Origin of the sequence: Microtetraspora sp. NBRC 13810 (genome assembly GCF_030268685.1) — a bacterium.
In the GTDB taxonomy this organism is placed as follows: Bacteria; Actinomycetota; Actinomycetes; order Streptosporangiales; family Streptosporangiaceae; genus BSRQ01.
Map to the genome: position 1 here is coordinate 207,654 of NZ_BSRQ01000002.1, position 24,042 is coordinate 231,695.

A 24,042-nucleotide genomic window follows, 5' to 3' on the forward strand; every position below is an offset into this window, starting at 1 on the left:
CCGAGCCTCACGCCCTCGCCACGCGCGGAGCGGTCAGCACAAACCGAGCGGTCACCACACCGAGCCCCGCCACGCGCGGAGCGGTTACCACGCACCGAGCCCTCGCCACACACAGAGCGGTCACCACGCACCGAGCGAAAGGACGACCGAATGACCAGCTCCGACCTCAGGGCGAAACAAGCCCCGGCCGCCTCATCTCCGGTTCCCGGACGGCGCGGCCTCGTCGTCGCCGTCAGTTTCCTCGCGGGCTTCGTGCTCACCGTGCTGTGGTCGGCCCCCTTCGTGGACCGGGTCATCGGCGACGGGATCACCAGCGCGCTCATCGGGCACGAGGCCGCGGAGGCGCCGCTCACCGGCATCCTCTCCGGGGTGGCCTTCGCCTTCGCCAGCGGTCTCGGCGGCACCTTCACCGCCTGCAACATCGCGGCCCTGGGCGCGGTGGCCCCGATGCTCGGCGAGAAGCAGTCCGTCGGCAACCGGCTCGTCGCCGCCCTGCCGCCCCTCGGCTGGCTGGTCGCGGGGGCGGTGGCCGTCTCCGCCGCCTACGGTGTCGTCGCCGCGCTGTTCGGCACCCACATGCCGCAGTACTCCACCGCCACGGTGACCGGCGGCCTCGCCCCGCGCCTCGTCCAGTCGATGATCGTCTTCGGCGCGATCGGCCTGGTGCTGTGCTACCTCGGGCTCGCCGCGCTCAAACTGGTCAAGGATCCCCTGGAGGGGATCTCCCGGCGCTTCCCGCACGCCCGCTCGCTGCTGATGGGCCTGTTGATCGGCGCCTTCCTCATCGGCCGTCCGTTCCCGCTCTACCGGCAGCTCTTCCGCGACGTCGCCGACAGCGGCAACCCGCTGTACGGGGCCGCCGCCCTGGTCCTGCAGTCGCTCGGCAACATCGTCGTCCTCGCGGTCGTCTTCCTGCTGCTGACCGCCCTGGCCGGCGGTCGCATCCAGCGCTGGTTCGCCGCCGCGCCCGGCCGCGCCGCCGTGATCAGCGGCTCGGCCTTCCTGGTCGCCGGCGTCTTCACGTTCCTCTACTGGGACGTACGGCTCCTCGCCAGGACCGGCGTCATCTGGTACCCCGTCATCACGTGGTACTGACACCCGTGACGTACCGCGCTCCCGCGGCCGGCCGTGGGAGCGCGGCGCACGGGTCACCTCGTTGAATTCGGCCACCGTGTCCACGGTTGTTCTGCCGAGCACGTCGCCGAGCGGGGAGACGAGCAGACCGCCACCGCCCGGCCGCAGCATCGACACGTACAGTTCGCCGATGGCGGCCACGTGCGCCGCGGTTTCCGCGACCGTCCATTCCGGGCCGATCCGGAAAAGCCTGGCGCGAGACCGGACCGAGAGGGTGCGGGGACCGGGCCGAAGAAACGCGGGACCGGCCGGGGAACGCGGGACCGGATCGGGGGTTCGTCGGCGACGCCGGTGGCCTCCTCGTCACCGGTCGCGGGCTCGGTGTGTTTCCCGGGTGTGAGCAGTGTGTTTCCGACTCGTGGACAACCGGGCCTTGACACCTGTGAAATCCAGGCGCACTCTCCTCGCGGAGAGCGCTCTCCCCGCGGCCCCTCCGCCGCGGGCATCTCCCGTCGCGAGGAGAGAACGTGCATCCAACGCGTGGTCAGAGCCGGTTCCCGGGATGCCCGGCCGCCGCAGGCGGCACCCGGTGGGCAGGCCGCACGACCGCGCGCCGGGGAGCGTTCTCCGCAGTCCGGGCCGCCTTCTCCCCGGCCCGCCCATCACCCCCCACCCGAAAGTGACCACAGATGAGACTCAGACCCATCGGGGCCGCGCTCGCCATGGTGGCGTGCATGCTGGCCGTACCGACCGCGGCGCCCGCGCACGCCGCGGACACCCTGCTCTCGCAGGGCGGAACCGCGGCGGCCTCGTCCGAGCAGAGCGCCGGCATGGCGGCCCGCTACGCCTTCGACGGCGACCCCGGCACCCGCTGGTCCAGCGCCGCCGCCGACCCGCAGTGGGTACAGGTGGACCTCGGCGCCGCGAAGGACATCAGCAGGGTCGTGCTGACCTGGGAGGCCGCCTACGCGACCGCGTACCGGGTGCAGTCCTCGCCGGACGGGAACACCTGGACCGACCTCCGGGCCGTGACCGGCGGTGACGGCGGCGTCGACACCTGGGACGTCACCGGCAACGGCCGTTATGTCCGGATGCTCGGCGGCACCCGCGGCACCGGCTACGGCTACTCCCTGTGGGAGTTCCAGGTCTTCGGTCCCGGCGGGAGCGGCGCGGAGTGCGGCGGCGCCAACGCGGCGCTGAACAAGCCCGCCACCGCCTCCTCCGTGCAGGGCGGTTACGCGCCGGGCAACGCCTTCGACGGCAACACCGGCACCCGCTGGTCCAGCGCCGCCGCCGACCCGCAGTGGGTGCGGGTGGACCTCGGCGCGGTGAAGGCGATCTGCAAGGTCGATCTCCGCTGGGAGACGGCCTACGCCAGGGACTACCGGATCCAGGCGTCCCTCGACGGCGGCAGCTGGCAGGACCTCAAGGTGGTCACCGGCGGCGGTGGCGGCATCGTGTCCTACGACGTGTCCGGGGCGGGCCGCTACCTGCGCGTGTACGGCACGGCCCGCGGCACCGGCTTCGGCTACTCGCTGTGGGAGGTCGCCGTCCACACCCTGGAGAGCGAGGACCCGCCGACCCAGCCGGGCGGTGGCGACCTCGGGCCGAACGTGAAGGTGTTCGACCCGTCGATGCCGGCCGCGACCATCCAGGCCCAGATCAACCAGATCTTCACCCAGCAGGAGTCGGCGCAGTTCGGCACCGGGCGTTACGCGCTGATGTTCAAGCCCGGCAGCTACGACGTGAACGTCAACGTCGGCTTCTACACCTCGGTCTACGGGCTCGGCCAGAACCCCGACGACGTCACCGTCCGGGGCGTGAGCGTCGACGCGGGCTGGTTCAACGGCAACGCCACCCAGAACTTCTGGCGGTCCACGGAGAACCTCTCGGTCACCCCGTACGACGGCACCAACCGGTGGGCGGTCGCCCAGGCCGCGCCGTTCCGCCGCATGCACATCCGGGGCGGCCTCAACCTCGCGCCGTCCGGGTACGGCTGGGCCAGCGGCGGCTACATCGCGGACAGCAAGATCGACGGCACGGTCGGGCCGTACTCGCAGCAGCAGTGGTACACCCGGGACAGCTCGATCGGCGGCTGGACGAACGGCGTCTGGAACATGGTATTCTCCGGCGTCGAAGGCGCTCCCGCCAACAGCTTCCCCGAGCCCGTCTACACGACGCTGGCCAACACCCCCTACAGCCGCGAGAAGCCGTACCTGTACATGGCGGGCAACGACTACCGGGTGTTCGTCCCCTCCGCGCGCACCAACGCCCGCGGCGCCACCTGGGCCAACGGCCCGACGCCCGGCACGTCCCTGCCGCTCAGCCAGTTCTACGTCGCCAAGCCCGGTGTGACGGCCGCCGCCCTGAACCAGGCGCTTGCCCAGGGGCTGCACCTGCTGTTCACCCCCGGCATCTACCACCTGTCCCAGACGATCAACGTGACCAGGGCGAACACCATCGTCATGGGTCTCGGCCTGGCCACGATCGTCCCGGACAACGGGGTCACCGCGATGAAGGTGGCCGACGTCGACGGGGTCAGGCTGGCGGGCTTCCTGATCGACGCGGGCACGGTCAACTCCCCGACGCTGCTGGAGATCGGGCAGCAGGGCTCGCACGTCGACCACGCCGCCAACCCCACGACGGTGCAGGACGTGTTCATCCGGATCGGCGGCCAGTTCGCGGGCAAGGCGACCACCAGCATGGTGGTGCACAGCGACGACACGGTCATCGACCACACCTGGATCTGGCGCGCCGACCACGGCGCCGGCGTCGGCTGGACCGTCAACACCGCCGACTACGGCCTGCGGGTGTACGGCAACGACGTGCTGGCCACCGGCCTGTTCGTGGAACACTTCCAGAAGTACGACGTGGAGTGGTTCGGCGAGCGCGGCCGGACGATCTTCTTCCAGAACGAGAAGGCCTACGACCCGCCCAACCAGGCCGCGTGGATGAACGGCACCACCAAGGGCTGGGCCGGCTACAAGGTCGACAACGCGGTCAACGTCCATGAGGGCTGGGGCATGGGCAGCTACTGCAACTTCACCTCGGACCCGACCATCGAGAACGAGCACGGCTTCCAGGCCCCGGTGAAGCCCGGCGTGAAGTTCCACAGCCTCCTCGTCGTCTCCCTCGGCGGGATGGGCCGCTACAACCACGTGATCAACGACACCGGCGCCCCCGCCTTCGGCACGGCGACCATCCCCTCCAAGGTGACCTCCTACCCCTGACCCCACCCCGGCCTCCGGCCGCAGACCCCCGGCGACACGAAACGGCTCGCCGCCCGGCGAGCCGTTTCGGCAGCGCTTTCGGCCTCATATGACGTGCTCGCCCGGTGCAGGGCCGCGGCGACCTGGGCCGGAACCTCCGGCGGCCTCCGCGGCGGCCGAAGCCGTGACGAATATCATCGCGAACAGGTGTCAGATGCTCCTACCGGCGTCAACAGCGAATATGGCAACTCTGGTGTGAGGAACGGCGTCATGTGATCCAACCTTCGGGGAGGCCGTCGTGGACGTGGAGTTTGCCATCCTCGGGCCCCTTGAGGCGCGCCGGGACGCGGCGCAGGTCGATCTCGGGCCGTTCAAGCGGCGGGTGATCCTGGCGGCGCTGCTCGTCCGGATCAACAATGTGGTTCCGGTTTCCTCGCTCATCGAAGCGGCCTGGGCCGACGCGCCCCCGAGGACCGCGCAGAAGAACCTTCAGGTCTATGTCGCGGCACTGCGCAAGGATCTCGGTCTGCGGGACGACCTGCTCTACGTGCCGCCCGGATACCGGCTGCGGTTGCCGGCCCGCCGGCTCGACATGGTCAGCTTCACCGAGTCGGTCAAGTCGGGCAGGCGAGCGCTGCGCGGTGGGGACATGCGGACGGCCCGGCGGCTGCTGGGCGACGCGCTGGACCTGTGGCGCGGCGACCCGCTGCCCGATCTGACGCATGTCCCGCTGGTCGCCGCGGAGGTGGCCCGGCTCGGCGATCTGAGGCTGACGGCCTTCGAGGACTGGGCCGAGGCGGAACTCGACCTCGGACATCACGCGCGGATCGTGGACGTCCTGACCGAATGGGCGAGGGAGAATCCGTTCAGGGAACGGCTGCGGCGGTGCCAGATGCTCGCCCTGTACCGCTGCGGCCGGCAGACCGAGGCGTTCGCCGAGTTCGAAGGGCTGCGGCAGGCGCTCACCAGGGAGCTGGGCCTGCGGCCGAGCCCGGTGCTGGAACGCCTCTATCAGGCGATACTCCGCGGGGACGACGATCTCGACCCGCCGCGCCCGGAGTACGACACGGTCGCGCACATGAGCATGCTGCCGAGGGACCTGGCCGACTTCACCGGACGCGAGCAGCAGATCGGCGACATCCTCGACGCCTTCGAGGAGGGGCGGCTGAATCCGCCGGTCGTGCTGTACGGCCCCGCGGGCAGCGGCAAGACGTCGCTGGCCGTCCACGTCGCGCACCGCCTGCGCACCGGTTTCCGGGACGGCCAGTTGTTCGTCGCGCTCAGGGACGCCTCCGGCGCGGAACGCACCACCGCCGAGATCGTCGCGGAGGTCCTCCGGCTGACCGGCTTCGGCGTGGAACTTCCCGAGTCGCCGGAGGAGCGGGTGGCGACGTATCGCGCGTGGCTGGCGGAGCGCCGGTTCCTGCTCGTCCTGGACGACGCGGCCACCCCGGCGCAGGTGCGCAGCCTGATCCCCGGCACGGGCAACAGCGGCGTCATCGTCACGAGCAGGAGGCGGCTGGACGCGGTGGAGTCGGTCCACCACGTGGCCCTCGGCGCCTTCGACCGGTCCGAGGCGCTTGAGCTGCTGCGCGGCCTGGTCGGCGACCGGCGGGTCGCGGCGGATCCGGTCGCGGCGCGCCGGCTGCTGACGGCCGCCGGGTGCTCGCCGATGACGATCCGGCTGGCGGGCGCCCGGCTCGCCGCGCGACCGGACCTGAGCCTCGCGGAGTTCACCGCCCGGCTGGCCGACGATCGGCTGCTGCTCAACGAGCTCACGGTGGGCGATCGTTCGCTGCGCGCGTGCGCGGCCAGCCTGGAACGCGACCTGGACCCGTCCGCCCATCAGGCGCTGAGAAGCCTCGGGGCGCTGCCGGACGAGCAGTTCACCTTCGGCGAGGCCGCGCCGCTGCTCGGGCCGGACCGGGCGCAGGCGCTGCTGGACACCCTGGAGGAGGCGCAGGTGATCGAGGTCGAGTCGCGGGCGGACGCGGTCTATCGCATCCCGCGCTGGGTCAGGTTGTTCGCCAGGGAGTCAGCGACGCGGGAGCGGCCCTGAATCCTCCTCCACCAGCTCGGTCAGGGCGGAGAGCAGGCGGCGGGTCTCCTGCCGCCGCCGCGCGTTCGGGTCCGCGCGTACGGCCTGCGCGTAGTTCCGGGTCACCCGCAAGGCGACCGACGCCTGACGCGCGAACATGACCAGGAGCTCCAGCTCGGCGATCGCGGCACGCGCCTGGGGATGCGGGTCCAGCACTTCGAGCACGCCGAGGGCCTCGTCGTCGTGCAGCAGCGGGACCGCCATGAGGGACCTGGGCACGTAGGAGGTCGACTCGGCGATGTCCCTGGCGAAATGGTCGCTGCCGGTCAGGTCGTCGACGATCATCGCCTGCCTCGACGAGAGCACCCAGCCCGCGATCCCCTGCGACGAGGGGAAGGCACGCCCGACCAGGAGCCCCTGGCCCTGACCGGAGACCGCCCGGAAGATGAGTTCGTCCCGTTCTGTGTCGTAGAGGAAGATCGAACTGGCCGCCGCACCGTAGATCGCGAGGGCTACGTCGACGATCGACTGAAGCAGAGCGTCGTGGTCGGCTTCGAACTCGACGTTCATGGTTCTCGCCTCACATTTCTCGCGTTCATGTAGAGAGCGTTCTTCACCTGGAAGGGGGTGAGCCCTGGACACCCGCTCAGCACGAGTGCGCACAGCCCGGTGACATGGGGGGTGGCGAAGCTGTTCCCGGTGCACCGCCTGCGCCCGCCTCCCGGCCAGGCCACCTCCACGTCCGAACCGTGGGCGAAGAACTCCACGGGCGGACGCGGGTTGTAGATGAGCAGGGCGGCATCTCCTTCGGCGTGGCTGCCCACCGAGATCACCGACGAGAACCGCCACGGATAGCTCTCGACGGGGAGGTTGTGCGCGGACGCCACGATCACCGTCCGGCGGAAGTAGGCGTCGTCGCTCACCGCCCGGAGATCTTCGGCGAGTTGCCTGCGGGTGGTGGACAGGCTCAGGTTGATGACGTCGAATCCCTGCTCCACGGCCCAGCGCAGGCCCGCGACGAACACGTTGCCGCGCCCCGCGAAGCCCGGCCCGAGCACCCGGACGCTGTACAGCTCGCACTCCGGCGCGATCTTCCTGATGATCCCGGCGCAGGCCGTGCCGTGCCCGCAGACGTCCCCGGGCTCCGTCTCCCGCACGACCGTCCCGTCGCCCTCGGCCAGCACCGCGTACGACCCCTGGATCGGGCCGATCGCCGGGTGGCCGGGCTCGATCCCGCTGTCGAGCACGCAGACCCGGACCCCGCGGCCGGTCGCCCCGGCCAGGTCCGGCGCGCGGGACCACCAGGTCGTGGTGACGTCGAGGTCGTCAGGCCGGTCCTTCAGGCTCCAGGTCAGGGCGAGGTCGGCGGCCGGCATCACCGCTCCTTGCCCGCGCGCAGTCCGCCGCAGGCGGCCAGGTCCTCAGCGGCGCCGTCGGCGTCGCCCTGGGCGGCCCGCACGTGGGCCCGGTCCGCAAGGACGCGGGCCTGCATGAGCGGTGAGTCGGTGGTGGCCGCCAGGTCCCAGGCCGCGTCCGCGAGCGGGCGCTCGACCAGGATGCGAGCCGTGAGGCTCATGAACTCCGCCCGGAGCATGGGCTGGGCTCCGTCGGGATCGGCCAGCCCCTCGCGCGCCAGGGCGTACGCCTGGTCGGCCCGGCCTTGCTCGTACAGCACCCGGGCGAGATCCCGTACGGCGGTGACGCGCAACTGGGCGTCGGCGAGCGCGGTCGCGGCGTCGTGGGCCCGGCGCAGCAGGGCCTCGGCGTCCGAGACGCGTCCGGCCAGGTGGGCGACCGTCGCCGAGAACATCGGGACGAAGGCGGCCGCGTAGGCGTGGCCGAGCTCGGACAGGATGGCCTCGGCGCGGGCGAGCGCGCGCTCGGACCGGGCGAAGTCGCCGTTCAGGGCGTGCAGGACGGCCAGCGGGCACCCCATGACGGCCTGCACGGTTCTCCGGCCGCGTCCGTGCACGGACAGCAGTTCCTCGCAGCGCGCGACCCCGACGGACGCGGGTTCGGGACCCAGCCACAGCGAGACCGCGAGCGCGCCCAGCGCCGTCGCCCGCTCCAGCTCCGCGTCGGCCAGGATGGCATGGCCGAGCCCGCGTTCCAGCGCGGTCCTGGCCTGGGCGAACCTGCCGTCGGACTGGGCGTGCTGGCCGACCCGGACCATGGCACGGGCGAGCCCGAGATCGTCGCCCGCGCTCTCGAAGACGGCCGCCGCCTCCAGCGCGCCGACCTCGGACAGGCCCCCCTCCAGATAGCTCAGGTAGAGCCTGGCGTGGCAGGCCACCCGTTCGTCCCCCAGCCCAAGTGCGCGCTGCAGCAGCGGCACGCCCTGCCCGGCGTCGCCGACGGCGATCCTGGCCTCGCCCAGCCGCTCGACCACCAGCGGGTTCCGGTCGCCCGTGAGGGAGTACGCGTCCTCCAGCAGGTGCACCGCCCTGGAGAGATCGCCGTGGCGCAGCGCCTTCTCGCCGCCGCTCGCCAGGCGGGCGGCGGCCGTGTCACGCATCCGCACGGTGTCGGCGTCCGGACGGGTGAGCTCGCAGCGGAGCCGGTAGGCGATGGCCAGGTGGGTGCCGACGGAGTCCGGCTGCTCGCCGGAACGGTCGAGGTGGGCGGCCAGCCGCTGGTGCAGGTCGGCGCGCGTGCTTTTGCCGGTCTCCACGTAGACCACCTGCTGGATGAGGGTGCTGGTGAACCGGTGGCGCCCGCCGGCGGGCTCGACGAACTGCTTGCGCGTGAGCCTGACCACCAGCTCGTCCGCCCCGCTCCCGTACAGCGCCGCCAGCTCCGCCCGGCCGAACTCGCGGCCGATCACGCTCGCGCAGGCGAGGACGTGCCGCTCCTCGAAGCGCAGCGCGTCGATCCGCGCGGACAGGAGCGCGCGCAGTGCGGGCGGCACCCGTTCCGGATCCATCCCGTCGCAGATCAGCGCGACCAGTTGTTCGAGGTAGAACGGGTTGCCCTCGCATCGGCGCACCAGCCGTTCGAGCACGGCGCCGTCGTGCGCGGTGGTGTCGAGCAACGCCGAGGAGAGGCGGCGGCAGTCGGGGGCGGGCAGCGGCCGCAGCACGAGGGACTGCGACGGCGCGGCGGCGTCGGAGCGGGCCGCGCACAGGAGCATCACCGGCACCCCGCTGAGGCGTTCCTCAAGCTGCCCGAGCAGGTCGAGCAACTCGGCGCCCGCCCAGTGCAGATCGTCGATCGCCAGCAGCACCGGTACGCCCGCGGCCTTGAGACAGGTGACGACCGCCCACAACGTCTCGTCCGGAACGGCTCCGAGCGTGCCGTTGGCGAACAGGCCCCGCAGCACGTCGGGAGCGGGCCCCTCCTGCTCTCCGACCGCCTGGCGCAACGCGTCGGCGAGCGCCCGCAGCCCGCCGCCTCCCCCGTACGGCACGCAACGCCCGGCGCCGAAGAGCGCGCCGCGCCGGGTGACCGTCTCGGCCCAGAACCGCACGAGCCGCGTCTTGCCGAGGCCCGCTTCCCCGACCAGCGTGATCCGGTGGCAGGCGTTCAGCTCGACCACCCTGGCGAAGACGGAATCCAGCTCGCGCAGCGCCTGCTCCCTGTCGACGAAGGGGGCGTCGAACCTGCGGTTGATCGCCGGATCGTCCTCGCGCACCCCGTGCAGGCTCCACACCCGCACCGGCTCCGCCTTGCCCCGCACGGTCACCCCGCCGAGAGGGGTCGTCGCCAGCGAACGACCGGTGAGCGCTTGGGCGCCCTCGCCGATCAGGATGCCCCCGGGCGACGCCTGCTGCTGCAGCCGTGCGGCGACGTTCACCGCCTCACCGGTCACCAGCGCCTGACCGGCGGCGGCGTCGTCCGCCGTGGCGACCTCGCCCGCCTCGATCCCCATGCGCACGTTCAGCCGGACGTCCAGCCTGCCGGCCAGGTCGTCGTTGAGCCGGTCCAGGGCGGCACGCATGGCGAGCGCGGCCCGCGCGGCGCGCAGCGCGTCGTCCTCGTGCACGACGGGCAGCCCGAAGACCCCCATGACGGCGTCGCCGATGAACTTCTCCACCACGCCGCCGTGCGATTCGAGGCAGTCCCGCATGGCCGCGTAGTAGCTGAGCATGACCGCGCGCAACGACTCGGGATCCAGCCGCTCGCTGAGCGCGGTGGACTCGGTGAGGTCGCAGAACACCACCGTGACCTGCTTGCGCGCACCGGCCACGCCCCGCTTCTCCAGGCGGTTTCCGCACGCGGGACAGAACCGTGCCCCCTCCGGCGCCGTCGCCGCGCAACCCGGGCAGCGCATCAGAAGAGCAACCCGCCGATGATGTGGGCCTCGACTTCCGGGTCCGTCTCGAGGAGCTGCTCGTGGATCGAGATGAGCATCGCCACCTCCTCCGGGCTCAGACCGGCGACGATCGTGCGCTGTTCCTCGCTGATGACCTGCAGGTCCAGACCTGCCTCGGTCAGCTCGCGCACCGCGTCAAACGGCATGGGTCTCCCTCCCGAGCATGACAAGTTCTGCGAAACGGGCTTCGCCGTACCGGCGCATGAAGCCCGCGGGGCCCGCGCCCACCTGGGCGTGGACGACCTGTTGTTCCAGGTAGGCGGCGGCCGGGCGGGGACGTGCCGCCTCCTCGGCGCCGAGCGCGCGGCAGGTGCCGCAGTACCCGTCTTCGGATCGGCCCGACGCCCACCGGGGTCCGCCCGTCCGGATGGCGCGCAGCAGCGGGGACGTCAGGCAGCTCGTCCGGATCGACCGCCAGTCGTCGGTGGACAGGTGGCCGAGCCGCAGGTGGCCGGGGACCGGCCGGTGGTCGAGGACGTCCTGGTTGCAGCAGGCGGTGACGGTCCCGTCCGGGGACACCGTCGGCCACGCGGCCATCGTGCACGGCCGGGGCCGTTCCGAGGGGGCGCGCTCGTCCGCGGGCGCCCACGCGCGTGCCCGGCCGGCCGCCTGCACCCGGCCCACCAGCATGGGGACCTCGTCGCGGAACTCCCGCCTGACCGTCCCGATGAGCTCCGTGAGGTAAGGGTCGCCGGGGCCGGTTCCCACCAGGTGGAAGCTGACCGCCGTCCCCCGCTCGGCGAGCAGGTGGACGAGGCGGAACACGTTCTCCCGAGGGACCTCCCGCTGGTGGAAGACGTCCAGGCTCACCGAGACGTGGGCGACGTCTTCGAGCGCGGAAGGGACGCGCGGCGCGAAGAAGCCGCCGGTGAGCACCATCGTCCGGGTGCCCACGCCGCGGGCCGCCGAGGCGATGGCGCCGACCAGCCGGGGGCGCAGCATGGGTTCGCCGCCGGTGAGCATGATCAGCTCGGGACGGTCTTCGCGCCCGATCGTCCCGACGAAGCCGGAGAACCACTCCGCGGGGTGCTCCTCACTGGTCAGCAGCGAGTTCGTCGAGCAGTGGGCGCAGGTCAGCGGGCACCGGCGGGTGATCGCCATCAGGAGCCCGGCGGCCGGCACCGGTCGCAGCGCGAGCATGTCCGCCAGATGCACGTTTCCTCCTCTGTCTACCGCTGGTCCGCCGGTACGGGTGACGAACACTGTGCGAGCACGATCCGCGCGGCCTCCGGGGCGCCGGGGGACGCCCGCAGCCGCGCGCCGAGCCTGCCCGCCCGGCGGGCGAGCCCGGGGTCGGCGAGCGCGGCCGTCAGCACCTCGGCGGCCCGGCCGGGACGGCTGGGGAACTCGGCCGCGACGCCGGCCCGGCGGCACGCCGCGGCGAGCACCGGCTGCTCGGACCCGTTCGGCGCCACCACGAGCGGAAGGCCGTGCCGGAGCGCGCCCAGGACCGGGGCGGAGGTGGCGTTGGTGAGCACCAGGCTCGCCAGCGCGACCAGCGGATCCATCCACGGCTCGCGCACGACGAGCAGGTCGGCGGCGGGCGCCGGATCGGGGCGGCCCGACCTGCCCAGCTCCACGACGGCCTGCAACGGGCCGCGCGTGAAGGCGGCGTTCAGCCGCGGCCACAGGCTGTCCCCGCCGAACACCCGGCCGAGGTGCACATAGACGACCGGCTTGCCGACCCGCCGCGTCCGCTGCTCGATCCGCGCGACCGTGCCGGGATCGGGCGGCGGCTCCCACGGGCACGGCCCCACGTGGACGACCTCGCCGGGGAGTTCCGCGCCGGGCGGTTCCAGCGCGGGGTCCCCCCTGAGCAGGAAGACCGACCCCAGTAAGGGCTGCTCGGGATGCCGGTCGCGGCGCGGCGCCATCCCGGCCCCGGAGCGGATCTCGTCGTAGAACCCGCGCACCTCACGGACCCGCCACTCCCGCTCGGCGCCGTCCCCCGGCCCGCCGCCGCGGTAGGGCCACAGCCACGCGCCGAGCCCCAGCACGACGGCCGGGATGTCCAGCCTCTCCGCCGCGAGCAGGGCCCCGTGGCACAGGATGGACGTGAGCAGCGCGTCCGCGCCGAGATCACGGGCCGCTTCCAGGACGGCCGTGTGCTGGGCGGCGCCTTCGGCGATCCAGTGCCAGGTGCCGACCGAGAGGACCTCGGCGGGGCCGTACTCCTCGACGTTCAGCGCGAGCAGGCCGGCGAGCGTGACCGTGGCCATCGCCGCGGGGCCGCACAGCACCGCGACCAGATGACCTCGTGCGCGGAGTTCCCGCCCGATCGCCAGGGTGGAGTACAGGTAGCCGGGGTTGCTCAGGGGGCAGAGGAGCACGCGCATCGATCCCCCTCCGGGCACAGGCCGAGATGGTGGCCGCAGAACGCGAGGACGTCGGCCTGTAACCCGACGAGGCGGGAGGTCGCCCGGCCGCCGTGCCCGACGTGCCGCTCGACGCGCAGCGCCACCGGGCCGCCCGCGGAGGAGTGCTGCAGCGCCGCGGTGAACTTGCGGGCATGGGCCGGATCGACGCGGGTGTCCCCGTCGAAGGCGCCCACCAGGACCGGCGGATAGGCGACGTCGTCCCGCACGTTGTGGTACGGGGAGTAGGCGAGCAGGGCGGCGAGCTCGCCGGGGTCGTCCGCGGTGCCGAACTCCGAGCGCCAGCTCGGCCCCATGCCGCTGCGTTCGTAGCGGACCATGTCGGTGAGCGGGGCCAGGCACACGGCCGCCGCGTACTTCTCCGGATGCTGCGTCACGGCCGCCGCGACCAGGAGCCCGCCGTTGGAGCTGCCGACGATGCCGAGCCGGTGGCGGGTGGTCCAGCCCTGCCGGATCAGGTGGTCGGTGACCGCGTCGAAATCGTCGAAGACGCGCTGCTTGTTCCGTCCCATCCCGGCGCGATGCCAGCCGGCGCCCTCCTCGCCGCCGCCCCGCAGGCAGGAGATGGCGTAGACGCCGCCCGCGCGGACCCAGGCGAGGACGTCGGGGCTGTAGGCCGGGCTCATCGACGCGCCGAACCCGCCGTATCCGGTGAGGATGAGCGGACGCGGCCGGTCCGGTCTCCCCGCCGGCGAGACGACGAAGACGCGGACCGTCGTGCCGTCGCGGGAGACGGCGCTCTCCACGGTGACCCGAACCTCGCCGTCGTCCTCGTCCTGGGCGCGGGCGCCGGGGAACCAGGTCCGCAGCCGCTCGTCCAGGGCGTCGAAGTGCAGGACGGTCCGGGGTGTGGTGTGGTCGGCGTAGGAGAACCAGACCTCGTGACCGGGGGCGGGCCGGGTGTGGAAGGGCCCGACGCTGCCGTTGCCCGGCAGCTTCAGCTCACCCAGCTCGCGGCCGTCGCGGAGGTCGTGGAGGGTGATCTCGGAGACGGCGTGCCGCGACCACGAGACGAGCGCCACGGGATGGGGAAGCCGGTCGTCCGTGAGCGGGACGAAGTCGTTCAGCACCGCGTCGCGGCGCTCCGGGATGATCGTCTTCCAGGTCGCCTGGCCTGGGTCGTCCGGGGTCGTCGAGACCACCCTGCCCCGGGGCGCCGCCGCGGTCGTCCGCAACCACATCGTGTCGCCGCGCGAGGTTCCCGGGACGATCCTGGTGTGGGTGCGCGCCGCCTCGCCCACGTGGACGGGCCGCAGCGCCGGGCGGGCGGGGTCGCTCAGCCCGAGGTCGGCCAGCCAGAGCTCGTTGTGCGGCGACGTGCCCGCGGCGGCCGACACGGTGAGCCATCGGCCGTCCGGGGAGACGGCCACGGTGTAGAACTGCGACGCCGCCCGCCCCGCGCCGAAGATCAGCACGTCCTCCGCCGGGTCGGTGCCGAGCCGGTGCAGGTAGATCCGCCGGTGGTACAGCTCCTCGCCCGGATGCAGCTCGGGAGGCAGCCGCCGCACGTAGTAGAAGGACGCGCCGCCGGGCAGCCAGGCGACGGAGGTACGGCGTACCCGGTCGATCGGCCCGTCGGCGACGGCGCCCGTGGCCACGTCCCGCACGAGCAGCACACAGTCCTCGGTGCCCCGCGCGGAGAGCTGGTACGAGATCAGCTCCCCTTCCGGTGAGGGGTTCCACGCCTCCAGGACGGTGTCACCGGACGGATCGATCACCAGCGGATCGACGAGCACCCGATCCACCCCGTCCTCCGAGACGTACAGGGCGGCGTGCTCGGAGTTCCTCGTCACCCGGGTGAAGAACGTGCGGAGCCCGCGAACCGCGGGCACGGAGGTGATCTCCCTGCCCGCCGTCTCGGCCAGCCGGCTGGACCACTCCGCACGGTGTGGCCACCGCTCGCGGCACCGCAGGAAGAGCTCCCGCTGGTCGTCCTGCCATTCACGCGTGCGACGGTCGGCCGCGTCCTCCAGCCATCGGTAGGGATCGGCCACGGCGATGCCGTGCAACAGGTCGCGCCGGTCCGACCTGGGGGCCCCTGGATATCGCACGCGCACCTCCTAGAGGCGTCCCAGGGCGACCAGGTCGTCCAGCAGGGCCGCGTCGACGGCGTCGTGGAAACGCTGCCACGCGTCGGCGTCGGTGAAGTTCAGGAAGTCCTCCTCGCAGGTCGTCCAGCGCGGTTGCGCGACCTCGTCCGGCTGGTAGCCGTCGAAGACCGTGCCGACCTGCCAGTCCGGTTTGCCGGCGGTCTCCCAGCAACTGGACAGGCTGCCGTCGGCGCTGACCACGGCCCCGTACCTGCCGCCGGTGAAGGAGCAGGCCGGGCAGGGCACGACCTCGCGGGGACGTCCCACGCCGAAACCGCAGTCGAGCGCTCGCTTGTTCCAGTCGATGAACTGCCGCAGCAGCCGCCCCGAGGCGGAGACGTCGTTGTGGTACCCGATCCCGACGTCCCCCACGATCTTGAAGTAGATGCCGCAGCGCGCCGTCCTCAGGCGCTCGGCCAGACGTTCGATCAGCCGGTCGATGCCGGGGAGGTTCTCCGCGGTCACGTTGACCCGGAGCGCGAAGCTGATCTCCGTCTCCTCCTGGACCTCGCGGATGTTCCGCACGATCGCGTCGAACGTGCCGCCTCCGGTGCGCTTCACCCGGACCGCGTCGTGGTCCGGCTGGTCGCCGTCGAGGGTGACCTGGATGCCGCGCAGCCCGAGTTCGTGCAGCCGCCTGATCGGGACGGAGTTCAGCAGCGTGCCGTTGGAGACCATGTCGGCGTAGCGCAGCCCGAGAGGTGCGGCCGCCTCCAGCAGTTCCACGCATCCGCGGGGATTCAGCAGCGGCTCACCGCCGAACAGCGTGACACAGAGCTCGCTCAGCCCGGCCGCGTCCATGCGCTCGCGGGTGAATTCGATGATTTTCTTGATGGTGCCGGAACTCAGCCTGGTGTAACCGATGCGCGGCGGGGCCGTGCCGCCCGACTCGTCCTGACCCAGATTCTGGAAACAATAGGAACAACCGAGATTGCAGTGGGTGGTGGTCAGCACCGTCAGGCTGTAGTTCTTCCGCCGGGGCGGTTTGAGCATTCCCTGCGAGCCGAGCCATTCCATCGTCTCCGCCGTGGGCACGCCCGTTCGGTCGATGTGCCACGAATACAGTTTGGCGACCCCGCCGGGGCCGAGAAACCACCAGTTGTGCTCGCCGCGAAGCACACGAGGTCGCAGTTCCTCGTCGCGATGGCGTCCTTCGAACATCTGGGCAACCTCCTGGGCCTTCCGGTGGGCCAGGGCGTCCTCCGCGGCCGGGCGGGCCGCGGAAGACACCGTGAACGTCCAGCTGAGCTGGGGTCGTCTAGCTCTCGACGGGGCCGTCCGAGCCGAAGTGGCCGCAGCTGAAGCCGGCCAGGCACGGGGTGTCCTCGCCGCCCTCCTCCGAGTGGGCCAGGACTTCCGGCTTCATGGCCGCCTTGATGCGCGCGTCGAGCGAGCCGAGGAACTGGACCTCGCTCTCGGTCAGCTCGCCGAGAACTCCGAGCGCCGCCTGGGAGGTTTTCGCGTGAACGATGCCCGCTTCGCGGAGCGCGTCGAGTGCGTTGAAAGTCATTTGCCCTCTGCCTTTCGACCGTGGCCGGATTATGTAATTCAATAGTCTGTGCGGCCGCCCCGGCGGACAACCCTACGATCGTATGCCGAATTCATTCACCCGGCCGCTCGCGGGAAGAATCGTGGGCCATGACGTCGGCGTCCACCGCGGTTCTGATCCGGGAGTTCAGCGACGTGAGGAAAAGTATTTCCTCTTCCTTCAGCGTGCGGAGCGCGGAAATGTCCTCCGGGCCGGCGTCCGTCACCACGACACCGAGTTCCCGGAGTTGCCTTATGGCGTCGAGGTCGGCACGCTTCCCCCCGTCCGCCGGAGGGGGTTGCGCGGGGCCGTCTGGTTCATCGGGTTCGCCGGGTTCGTCGTGTTCGTCCTCTGGCCCGCGCAGGCTCCGCAGCGCCGTACTCGTCGAGGCGATGGCGGTGATCACCAGGAGCGAGACGCCGCAGGCCACCAGGGCGCCGGCGCCGCCCAGGGCGCCCGCCAGGAAGCCGCCGATGACGGGCCCGAGCGGCGAGAACCCCTGGAAGGTGAGGGCCACCACCGACATCATCCGCCCCATCATGGCGCTCGGGACGAGGTTGCCCATGAGGGCCATCAGCGCCACGTTCAACGCCGGGGAGGCGAGACAGGAGACGATGATGGGCACCATCGGCCACGGCGTGCCGAACGGGAGCGGGATGAGGCAGTACGAGCCGCCCATCAGCAGGCAGACCAGCAGGAGCAGCTTCCCCGGCGGCAGCAGTCTGCTCAGCCGGGTGGACAGCAGGGAACCCGCGAGCCCGCCCACCCCCGCCCCGGCCATGATGATCCCGGTGTCCAGCGACTCTCCCCCGCGCTCGCCGACGAGCACGATGATCGGGATCCAGATGGCGTTGACGAGCGGGTTCATGAAGAGCGCCACCCCGATGACGGCCCGCAGGCCGCGCTGCGCGAGCAGCCAGCGGAACGCCTCGGCGAACGCGCTCCTCATGCTCGTGCCGGCCTGGGACTTCCGCGCGGGCTCGGCCGGCCTGCGCGGCACCTTCGCCGCGAGGTAGCAGAGCATGGAGAACACCGAGGAGAGCGCCTGGAAGACGAACGGCACCCCACGGCCGAGCGAGTAGAGCAGGCCGCCCAGCGGCGGCCCGGCGAGCTGCGTCGCGTACGAGCGCGCCTGGTTCTGCGCGTAGGCCGTCGCGAGCTGGGGTTTCGGGACCAGCGCCTGGATCGCCGCCGCGTGCGCCGGAGCCTTGAACGCTCCCGCGCTGCCGCTGATCACCGACACCAGGATGACGTTCCACGCGGAGACGGCTTCCAGGTACACGAGTACCGCGAACGCCCCCCAGACCAGCGCCAGCACCCCTTCGGCCCCGATGAGGATCCGCCGCCGGTCCATCCGGTCCACCCAGACGCCGGCCGGGGCGCTGACGAGGAGTCCCGACACCATCGCGATCGTGGTGGCGACGCCGGTCAGCACGGGGGATCCGGTGGCGGCGAGGACCAGCAGCGGCAGGGCCAGTCCGACCGTCGAATCTCCCAGATACGAAATACCGGCGCCGGCCCAGAGAAACTGGAACCGCCAGTTCCGCCGTAAAGAGTTCTGCCCCGCAGGGGGGTCGCCGCCGCTGCCCTGATTCATGGTCACCTCTGCCGGACGAAACTAGGGAAGTGTCTCCGCCCACGTTCTCTGCTGGGCCTGCCGGGCGGCGTGCGGCGGCCAGACGCCGGTTTCCAGCAGCCCGTGCGCATACGCGTAGGCGACCAGCTCGGTCCGGTTCTTGCAGCCGAAGCGGGCGAACAGCCTGCCGCAGTGCTCCGCCGCGGTCGGTTTGCTGACGTAGAGGTGCCGCGCGATCAGCTCCGTGGAGAAACCCGCGGCCAGCAGGGTCAGAATGTTGAGGTCCCGGTCCGAAACAGCGATGCTCGAAGCCATCCACCCCGTCCAGAGTTAACGGTTGGTCTTTGTCTCTGCGCCGTGCCGCCGATTCTGGGACGACCCGCCAGCGAACCGGTATCGCGCCGGTATGGTGGCGGCTTCTCCGGCGAGGCCGCGGAGGAGTTCGGTGCTCGTCCGCATGCTGTGAAGTGCGCTGATCCGCAGGGCCAGGCAGGCCGCGGGATCCGGGGCCAGCCGGTCCAGCAGGGCGTCCACGGCCGCCCGATGTCCGATGTCGGCCTCGGCGTGGACGCGCATCGTGCGGAAGGCCGCCCGGGGGTAGCCGGTCAGCCGTTCGAGATGGGCGATGAGCGAGGCGGTCGGCGGATGACCTTCCATGACCGCGATGTAGCCGAGCAGGCTCACCGGGTGGTGGTGGAGCACCCAGTAGTACTGGGCCCCCACCAGCTCGGCGACCAGGGGTGGCGGCGTGACCGCGGTGGACCGGCCGATCACGGCGAGGTCCTCCTTCAGCCACTCGTCGTGCCCCGCCTCCTCGCGCGCGTGTTCGTCGAAGTAGTCCGCGAGCCGGGCCTCGCCGCGTTCGTGGCTGCGATCGCGGGCGGCGACGAGCAGCGGGACGGTGGCCCGGATGACGGCGTGCATGACCCGCAGGTACTCCGGATAACGCCGCTCCAGGTCGTCCGCGCGCCACAGGCGGGCGCTCGCGGCCAGCAACGCGGGCGCCGCGAGGGAGATCGTCGCCCGCAACACCCCACTCGCCGACGTCACGCGCCCTCCCCCACTCGCCGTCACGTGCCCTCCCCCACTCGCCGTCACGAACCCTTCCCCGTGAACAGTCACGGGCCCTGCCCCCTGAACAGTCACGGGCCCTGCCCCCTGAACGGTCACGGGCCCTCCCCCGTGAACAGGGACAGTGCGGCGACCGGTCCGCCGCGGTCCGCGCCCAGCCGTCCGGTCAGCCGCCAGCAGAGCTGGCAGATGTGCTCGAACTCCCGATCCTGGAGACCCGCGAGCGGGGCGAGCGGTCCTGGCCCGTGGCTGCCGATGAACCTGAGCAGCGGATCCGCCTCGAAGGAGCCGAGGGCGGCCCGCAGTTCGGCCGCGTCACGGGCGTGCCGGCGCAGCGGGGCCGGGCCGCCTCCGGTGATGACGGTCTCGTTGCAGCATGCCGACACCCGCCCGTCGTAGCGGACCACCGGCGCGTCGGCCACGGTGCAGGGCCCGAACGACCGCCCGGCACGCGGGGGCGTGACCGGGCGCAGCCCGCGTGCCCGCCCCACCGGCAGGAGACCGGTGACGTGGATCTCGGCGTGGTCCGGCCACGAGGCCCCCAGCGCGCGGGTGAGCAGCCCGGCCGCCTCCCGGTCCGTGCCGATGGCCTGCAGCACCAGCCGGCAGCCCGCGTCCCCGATCGCCCGGATCGCGGCCACGACCCGGTCCTCGGCCAGTCGCGCGGCGTGGAAGGCGTCGGTCCCGAGCACGACGCAACTCGTCCGGCCGAGCACGCGGCGGCCCCAGGGCGCGGGGTCGCCCCAGAAGCCGCTCGTGTACAGCACCACCGACTTCCCGGCCGCGGCGAGCTCTTCGGTGGCGAAGGTGAGCCCGCGGCGCTCGGTGAAGGGCTCACCGCCGGAGATGCCGACGATCTCGAAGCTCTCCACCTCGCACAGCACGGAGACGATCTGCTCGAACAGCGGCCAGTCCGAGATCCGCGGTCCGTCCGGGCGCGCGTCGACCGAGCAGTGGCCACACCCGACCGGGCACCGATCCGTGAGATACAGCAGCGCCGAAGCCCACCGTCGCCTTCTGGCGGCCTCGATGTACTCGTAAGTGAGCATGCCGCATCCTGCGCGACGCCGCCTGGGTGCGAGTTCGCCCTCGGTATGGAATCGCTTTGCCGGCTCGCCGCCCGTTGCGTAGATCGCGTACGGTTGCGATGCTCCCTGTGTGCCCCACAAGAGGGTTCCAAGAGTTCGCGCCCCCCTGGAGGTACGGCTCAGCCGCGCGACGATCGCGGCCTTCGCCGTCTTCCTGATGGGCCGCACGTTCGCGCACTATCTCCAGGAGGGCGTCGCCCACCGGGTCGCCGCGCTCGTCCTGGCGGCGGCGGTCGTCGTGCTCTACGTCCTGGCCGCGTGCACGACGCCGGATCCGCGCCGGCGGCGGTGGCTGCTCGGGACGATGGCGCTCCTGGTCTACCTGCCTCTGCCGCTGCTGGGTGAGTGGTGGGCGGCCTCGGGGGTCCTTCTCGCCGCGGCGGTCCTGGGGCTCCTCCCCAGACCGCGCTCCCTGCTCGCGTTCGTGGCGGTGGTCCTCGCCGAGGCGGTCAAGGCGGCCCTCCTCGGCGACGACCTCGCGGAGGTCCTGTCGTGGACGCTGACCGTCGCGGTGGCGGCGGTCCTGCTGGCGGGCCTGACGCATTTCGCGGAGACGGCCAGGGTCCTCTACGCGACCCGCGCCAACCTGGCCTCGGCGATGGTCTCGGCGGAGCGGGCCAGGGCGACGCGCAAACTGGAGGCCGTCCTCGGCAGCCGCCTCGACGCCATCGCCGCGCAGGGCCGCAGGGTCCTCACCGGCACGGACGACGAGACCGTCCGGAACGAGCTGAACCACCTGCTCGACATGGCGCGCGAGGCGCAGAGGGAGACGCGGGGGTTCGCGCACCGGGAACAACAGAGCCCATCAAAAGCGACAAACCATACAAAATGATAAACATCACGAAATGTCGGTGATGGTTGTTTCTGGCATGCATGACCGATGATGGAGAATCTGGAGCACGAGACGGTCTCCCCTACCTTGTGGTCCTGCCATCGATCTGGCGCTTCTCCGGCGGCCGTGCCGGCCGTGCCGGCCGTTCGAGACGTTCACTCCGACGGGTCCAGATGCCCGCCCCTTCGCATCAGGAGGACTGTGATGACGGTGGAAGCGTTCAGCGAGAACACCCTCGACGCGAACGCCCTCGGCTGGGACCTCGCCCAGCGCAGACGGTTCGGCGAGCTGACCGCCCGTTCGTGGTCCGACGCCGGGCTCAGGCTCCGCTACGAGCGCGAGCCCGTCTCGGTCCTGACCGAGTTCGGCATCGCGCTCGCCGACGGGGCGCGGGTTCCCGCACTGCCGCCCCGGCCCGCGGCCGAGCTGGTCATCGAGAGCTTCGACGTGGCGGCGCCGCCCCCGCCCCCGTGCCTGATCAACTTCTGCTTCTGCCTGGCGGAGCACACCCCCGCGGACCCCCGGTAACCGGCCCACGCCGCAGGACGTCTCCACCGACGCGCGTACCGCCACCCGGGGAAAGGAAGGCCATGGACGTCCGGCCAGGGTTCCGCCGCCACTTCCGGGTGGAGGCCGTGGAGGGAGAGGGTGTCTTCCTGATCTCCGAGCGCGGCCTGCACATCCTCACCGGCCGGTCGATCGAGGCGGTGGCGGGCCTGCTCGACGGCAAGCACACCGTTTCCGACATCCTCACCGCGGTGGAACCCGACATCCCGCCCGAGCACGTCTACTACGTCATCCACCAGCTCAGAGAGCGCGGCCTGCTGGTGGACGTGGCCGAGGATTTGGAGCGCGGCACGGCCGCCTACTGGGAGATGGCGGGACGGCAGGCGGAGGCGGCGGTCGCGGGCGTGCGGAACGGCCGGGTCGACGTGGTCACGCTCGGCCGGGCGTCCGGCGGCGAGTTGTGCCGGCTGCTCGCCGCCGAAGGGGTGCGGGTCACCGGCCCGGAGGAGGGCGACCTGACCGTCGTCCTGACCGACGACTACCTCAGGGGGGAACTGGCCGAGATCAACCGCCGGCACCTGGCGGAGGGGCGGCCGTGGCTGCTCGCCCGCCCGGTCGGCTCCGTCATGTGGCTGGGGCCGGTCTTCGGGGCGGCGCCGGAGTCCGGAGAGCGGGGCGGCTGCTGGCGCTGTCTGGCGCACCGCCTGGAGGGACACCGGCAGCAGCTCACCTACCTGGAGGAACGTCTGCGCAGCCCCGGCCCGCTGGCCACGCCCCTCGCGGACCTGCCGCTGACCAGGGACGCGGGGGTGCGACTGGTCGCGGCCGAGGCGGTGAAGTGGCTCGCCGGGGTGCGCGACCGGCAGCAGCACCACGTGACCACCTTCGACACCCAGTGCCTGGGCCTCACCCGGCACGAACTGCGCCGCAGGCCCCAGTGCCCCGCGTGCGGCGACGTGCGGCTGATGGCCGAGGCCGCCCGGCGCCCCGTCGAGCCCCGCCCGCGCCCCAAGACCTTCACCGAGGACGGCGGCCACCGCGCCCGCCATCCCGAGGACGTCGCCGAACAGTACGGCCACCTCGTCAGCCCCGTCACCGGCGTCATCAGGGACCTCGTCAGAATGGACGCCGGAACCCCCTTCGCCAGGACGTACACGGCCGGGCACAACGTCGCCCGGCGGGCCCGCGACCTCGGCGCCGTCCGCAGGGGCCTGCGCAGCCAGAGCGCCGGCAAGGGCACGACCGACCTCCAGGCGAAGGTCAGCGCCATGTGCGAGGCGATAGAACGCTACTCGGGTGTCTTCCAGGGTGACGAGGCCAGGCGCGCGGCGAGCTTCGCCGAACTCGGGGCGGACGCCGTCCACCCGAACGCGTGCATGCTCTACAGCGAGGCGCAGTACCGCACCAGGCGGGCCACGCGGCTGACCGGCAGCCACGACCACGTCACCGACCCCCTCGACCCGGACGCCGTGATCGACTGGACGCCCGTGTGGTCGCTGACCGAGCAGCGGCACAAGTACCTGCCGACCGGCTACCTGTACTACTCCTACGAGTCCCGTCCCGCGGGTCCGGTGCACGCCTTCGCCGACTCCAACGGCAACGCGGCGGGCTCCTCACTGGAGGACGCCATCGTGCAGGGCTTCCTCGAACTCGTGGAAAGGGACGCGGTGGCGCTGTGGTGGTACAACCGCGTCCGCCGTCCCGCTTTCGACCTGGCCGGGTTCGCCGACCGCTGGATGACCGAGTTCCAGGAGGTCTACGCCGGGCTGGACCGCGAGTTGCATGTGCTCGACCTCACCACCGACCTGGGCGTCCCCGTGGCCGCCGCGATCAGCCGCCGTGCCCGCGGACCGGCCGAGGACATCCTCATGGCCTTCGGCGCCCACTTCGACGCCCGGATCGCCGTGCAGCGCGCGCTGGCCGAGCTGAACCAGTTCCTGCCCGCGGTCACCGGCGCCGGCTACCTCGTCACGGACGGCGAACAGCTCACCTGGTGGAAGCACGCGCACATGGCGGAACACCCCTACCTCGCGCCCGCCGGGCCGCCGGTGCCCGCGTCCGCGTACGACCGGCCGTGCACGACCGACCTCCTGGACGACATCGCCGCGGCCCGCGCGCTGGTCGAAACCCGCGGCATGGAGCTGCTCGTGCTCGACCAGACCCGGCCCGACATCGGCCTGCCGGTCGTCAAGGTGATCGTGCCGGGCCTGCGCCACTTCTGGCGGCGGCTCGCGCCGGGGCGGCTCTACGACGTGCCCGTCCAGCTCGGCTGGCAGGCCGAACCCACGCCGGAGGAGCAGATGAACCCCGTGACGATGTTCCTGTGAGCGTTCCTGTGAGCG

At 72.0% G+C, this 24,042-nt stretch carries 19 protein-coding genes; 6 read left to right on the forward strand and 13 right to left on the reverse strand.

Features of this window, described 5'->3' with window-relative positions; genetic code table 11:
- The first annotated feature begins 150 nt into the window (after nt 1-150).
- From QSK26_RS04675 to QSK26_RS04685, 3 genes are all read left to right on the forward strand, one after another.
- Entirely contained in the window at nt 151-1,095 is a 945-nt protein-coding gene (locus QSK26_RS04675) for a hypothetical protein (protein WP_285773708.1), read from the forward strand.
- Between the two features lie 668 nt (nt 1,096-1,763).
- Complete coding sequence (locus QSK26_RS04680; RefSeq protein ID WP_285773709.1) at nt 1,764-4,304, forward strand: discoidin domain-containing protein; 2,541 nt, start codon at nt 1,764-1,766, stop codon at nt 4,302-4,304.
- A gap of 277 nt (nt 4,305-4,581) precedes the next feature.
- Nucleotides 4,582-6,342 (forward strand): AfsR/SARP family transcriptional regulator, encoded by a 1,761-nt coding sequence (locus QSK26_RS04685; protein ID WP_285773710.1) that lies wholly within the window; start codon nt 4,582-4,584, stop codon nt 6,340-6,342.
- On the opposite strand, the gene QSK26_RS04690 is transcribed toward QSK26_RS04685, so the two are convergent.
- From QSK26_RS04690 to QSK26_RS04750, 13 genes are all read right to left on the reverse strand, one after another.
- Complete coding sequence (locus QSK26_RS04690; protein WP_285773711.1) at nt 6,319-6,891, reverse strand: GAF domain-containing protein; 573 nt, start codon at nt 6,889-6,891, stop codon at nt 6,319-6,321. The genes QSK26_RS04685 and QSK26_RS04690 overlap by 24 nt on opposite strands.
- Complete coding sequence (locus QSK26_RS04695; protein ID WP_285773712.1) at nt 6,888-7,697, reverse strand: S8 family peptidase; 810 nt, start codon at nt 7,695-7,697, stop codon at nt 6,888-6,890. Before QSK26_RS04695 ends, QSK26_RS04690 begins: the two co-directional genes overlap by 4 nt.
- Nucleotides 7,697-10,507, reverse strand: a complete 2,811-nt coding sequence (locus QSK26_RS04700; RefSeq protein ID WP_285773713.1) for an adenylate/guanylate cyclase domain-containing protein — start codon at nt 10,505-10,507, stop codon at nt 7,697-7,699. Before QSK26_RS04700 ends, QSK26_RS04695 begins: the two co-directional genes overlap by 1 nt.
- 83 nt (nt 10,508-10,590) lie before the next feature.
- On the reverse strand, nt 10,591-10,779 hold the full coding sequence (locus QSK26_RS04705; RefSeq protein WP_285773714.1) for an aroma-sacti cluster domain-containing protein: 189 nt from the start codon (nt 10,777-10,779) through the stop codon (nt 10,591-10,593).
- On the reverse strand, nt 10,769-11,788 hold the full coding sequence (locus tag QSK26_RS04710; protein ID WP_285773715.1) for a radical SAM/SPASM domain-containing protein: 1,020 nt from the start codon (nt 11,786-11,788) through the stop codon (nt 10,769-10,771). Before QSK26_RS04710 ends, QSK26_RS04705 begins: the two co-directional genes overlap by 11 nt.
- Nucleotides 11,789-11,802: 14 nt before the next feature.
- Complete coding sequence (locus QSK26_RS04715; RefSeq protein ID WP_285773716.1) at nt 11,803-12,969, reverse strand: glycosyltransferase; 1,167 nt, start codon at nt 12,967-12,969, stop codon at nt 11,803-11,805.
- Nucleotides 12,945-15,059 (reverse strand): prolyl oligopeptidase family serine peptidase, encoded by a 2,115-nt coding sequence (locus QSK26_RS04720; protein ID WP_285773717.1) that lies wholly within the window; start codon nt 15,057-15,059, stop codon nt 12,945-12,947. The genes QSK26_RS04715 and QSK26_RS04720 overlap by 25 nt, the downstream gene beginning before the upstream one ends.
- A 9-nt stretch (nt 15,060-15,068) precedes the next feature.
- Complete coding sequence (locus QSK26_RS04725) at nt 15,069-16,259, reverse strand: radical SAM protein (protein ID WP_285773718.1); 1,191 nt, start codon at nt 16,257-16,259, stop codon at nt 15,069-15,071.
- Nucleotides 16,260-16,356: 97 nt separating this feature from the next.
- Entirely contained in the window at nt 16,357-16,608 is a 252-nt protein-coding gene (locus QSK26_RS04730) for an aroma-sacti cluster domain-containing protein (RefSeq protein ID WP_285773719.1), read from the reverse strand.
- 91 nt (nt 16,609-16,699) lie between these two features.
- Complete coding sequence (locus QSK26_RS04735) at nt 16,700-18,223, reverse strand: MFS transporter (RefSeq protein WP_285773720.1); 1,524 nt, start codon at nt 18,221-18,223, stop codon at nt 16,700-16,702.
- A gap of 21 nt (nt 18,224-18,244) precedes the next feature.
- Nucleotides 18,245-18,517: a response regulator transcription factor gene (locus QSK26_RS04740; RefSeq protein ID WP_285773721.1), complete on the reverse strand. Its 273-nt coding sequence runs from the start codon at nt 18,515-18,517 to the stop codon at nt 18,245-18,247.
- A 15-nt stretch (nt 18,518-18,532) separates the two neighbouring features.
- On the reverse strand, nt 18,533-19,252 hold the full coding sequence (locus QSK26_RS04745) for an iron-containing redox enzyme family protein (RefSeq protein WP_285773722.1): 720 nt from the start codon (nt 19,250-19,252) through the stop codon (nt 18,533-18,535).
- A gap of 116 nt (nt 19,253-19,368) precedes the next feature.
- Nucleotides 19,369-20,322, reverse strand: a complete 954-nt coding sequence (locus QSK26_RS04750) for a hypothetical protein (protein WP_285773723.1) — start codon at nt 20,320-20,322, stop codon at nt 19,369-19,371.
- Nucleotides 20,323-20,431: 109 nt separating this feature from the next.
- Here QSK26_RS04750 and QSK26_RS04755 point away from each other — a divergent pair, with 109 nt between their 5' ends.
- The 3 genes from QSK26_RS04755 (at nt 20,432) to QSK26_RS04765 (ending at nt 24,027) form a co-directional block, all read left to right on the forward strand.
- Nucleotides 20,432-21,193 (forward strand): sensor histidine kinase, encoded by a 762-nt coding sequence (locus QSK26_RS04755; protein ID WP_285773724.1) that lies wholly within the window; start codon nt 20,432-20,434, stop codon nt 21,191-21,193.
- A 204-nt stretch (nt 21,194-21,397) separates the two neighbouring features.
- Nucleotides 21,398-21,721, forward strand: a complete 324-nt coding sequence (locus QSK26_RS04760; protein ID WP_285773725.1) for a hypothetical protein — start codon at nt 21,398-21,400, stop codon at nt 21,719-21,721.
- Between the two features lie 62 nt (nt 21,722-21,783).
- Nucleotides 21,784-24,027, forward strand: a complete 2,244-nt coding sequence (locus tag QSK26_RS04765) for a TOMM precursor leader peptide-binding protein (RefSeq protein WP_285773726.1) — start codon at nt 21,784-21,786, stop codon at nt 24,025-24,027.
- Nucleotides 24,028-24,042: the final 15 nt, after the last annotated feature.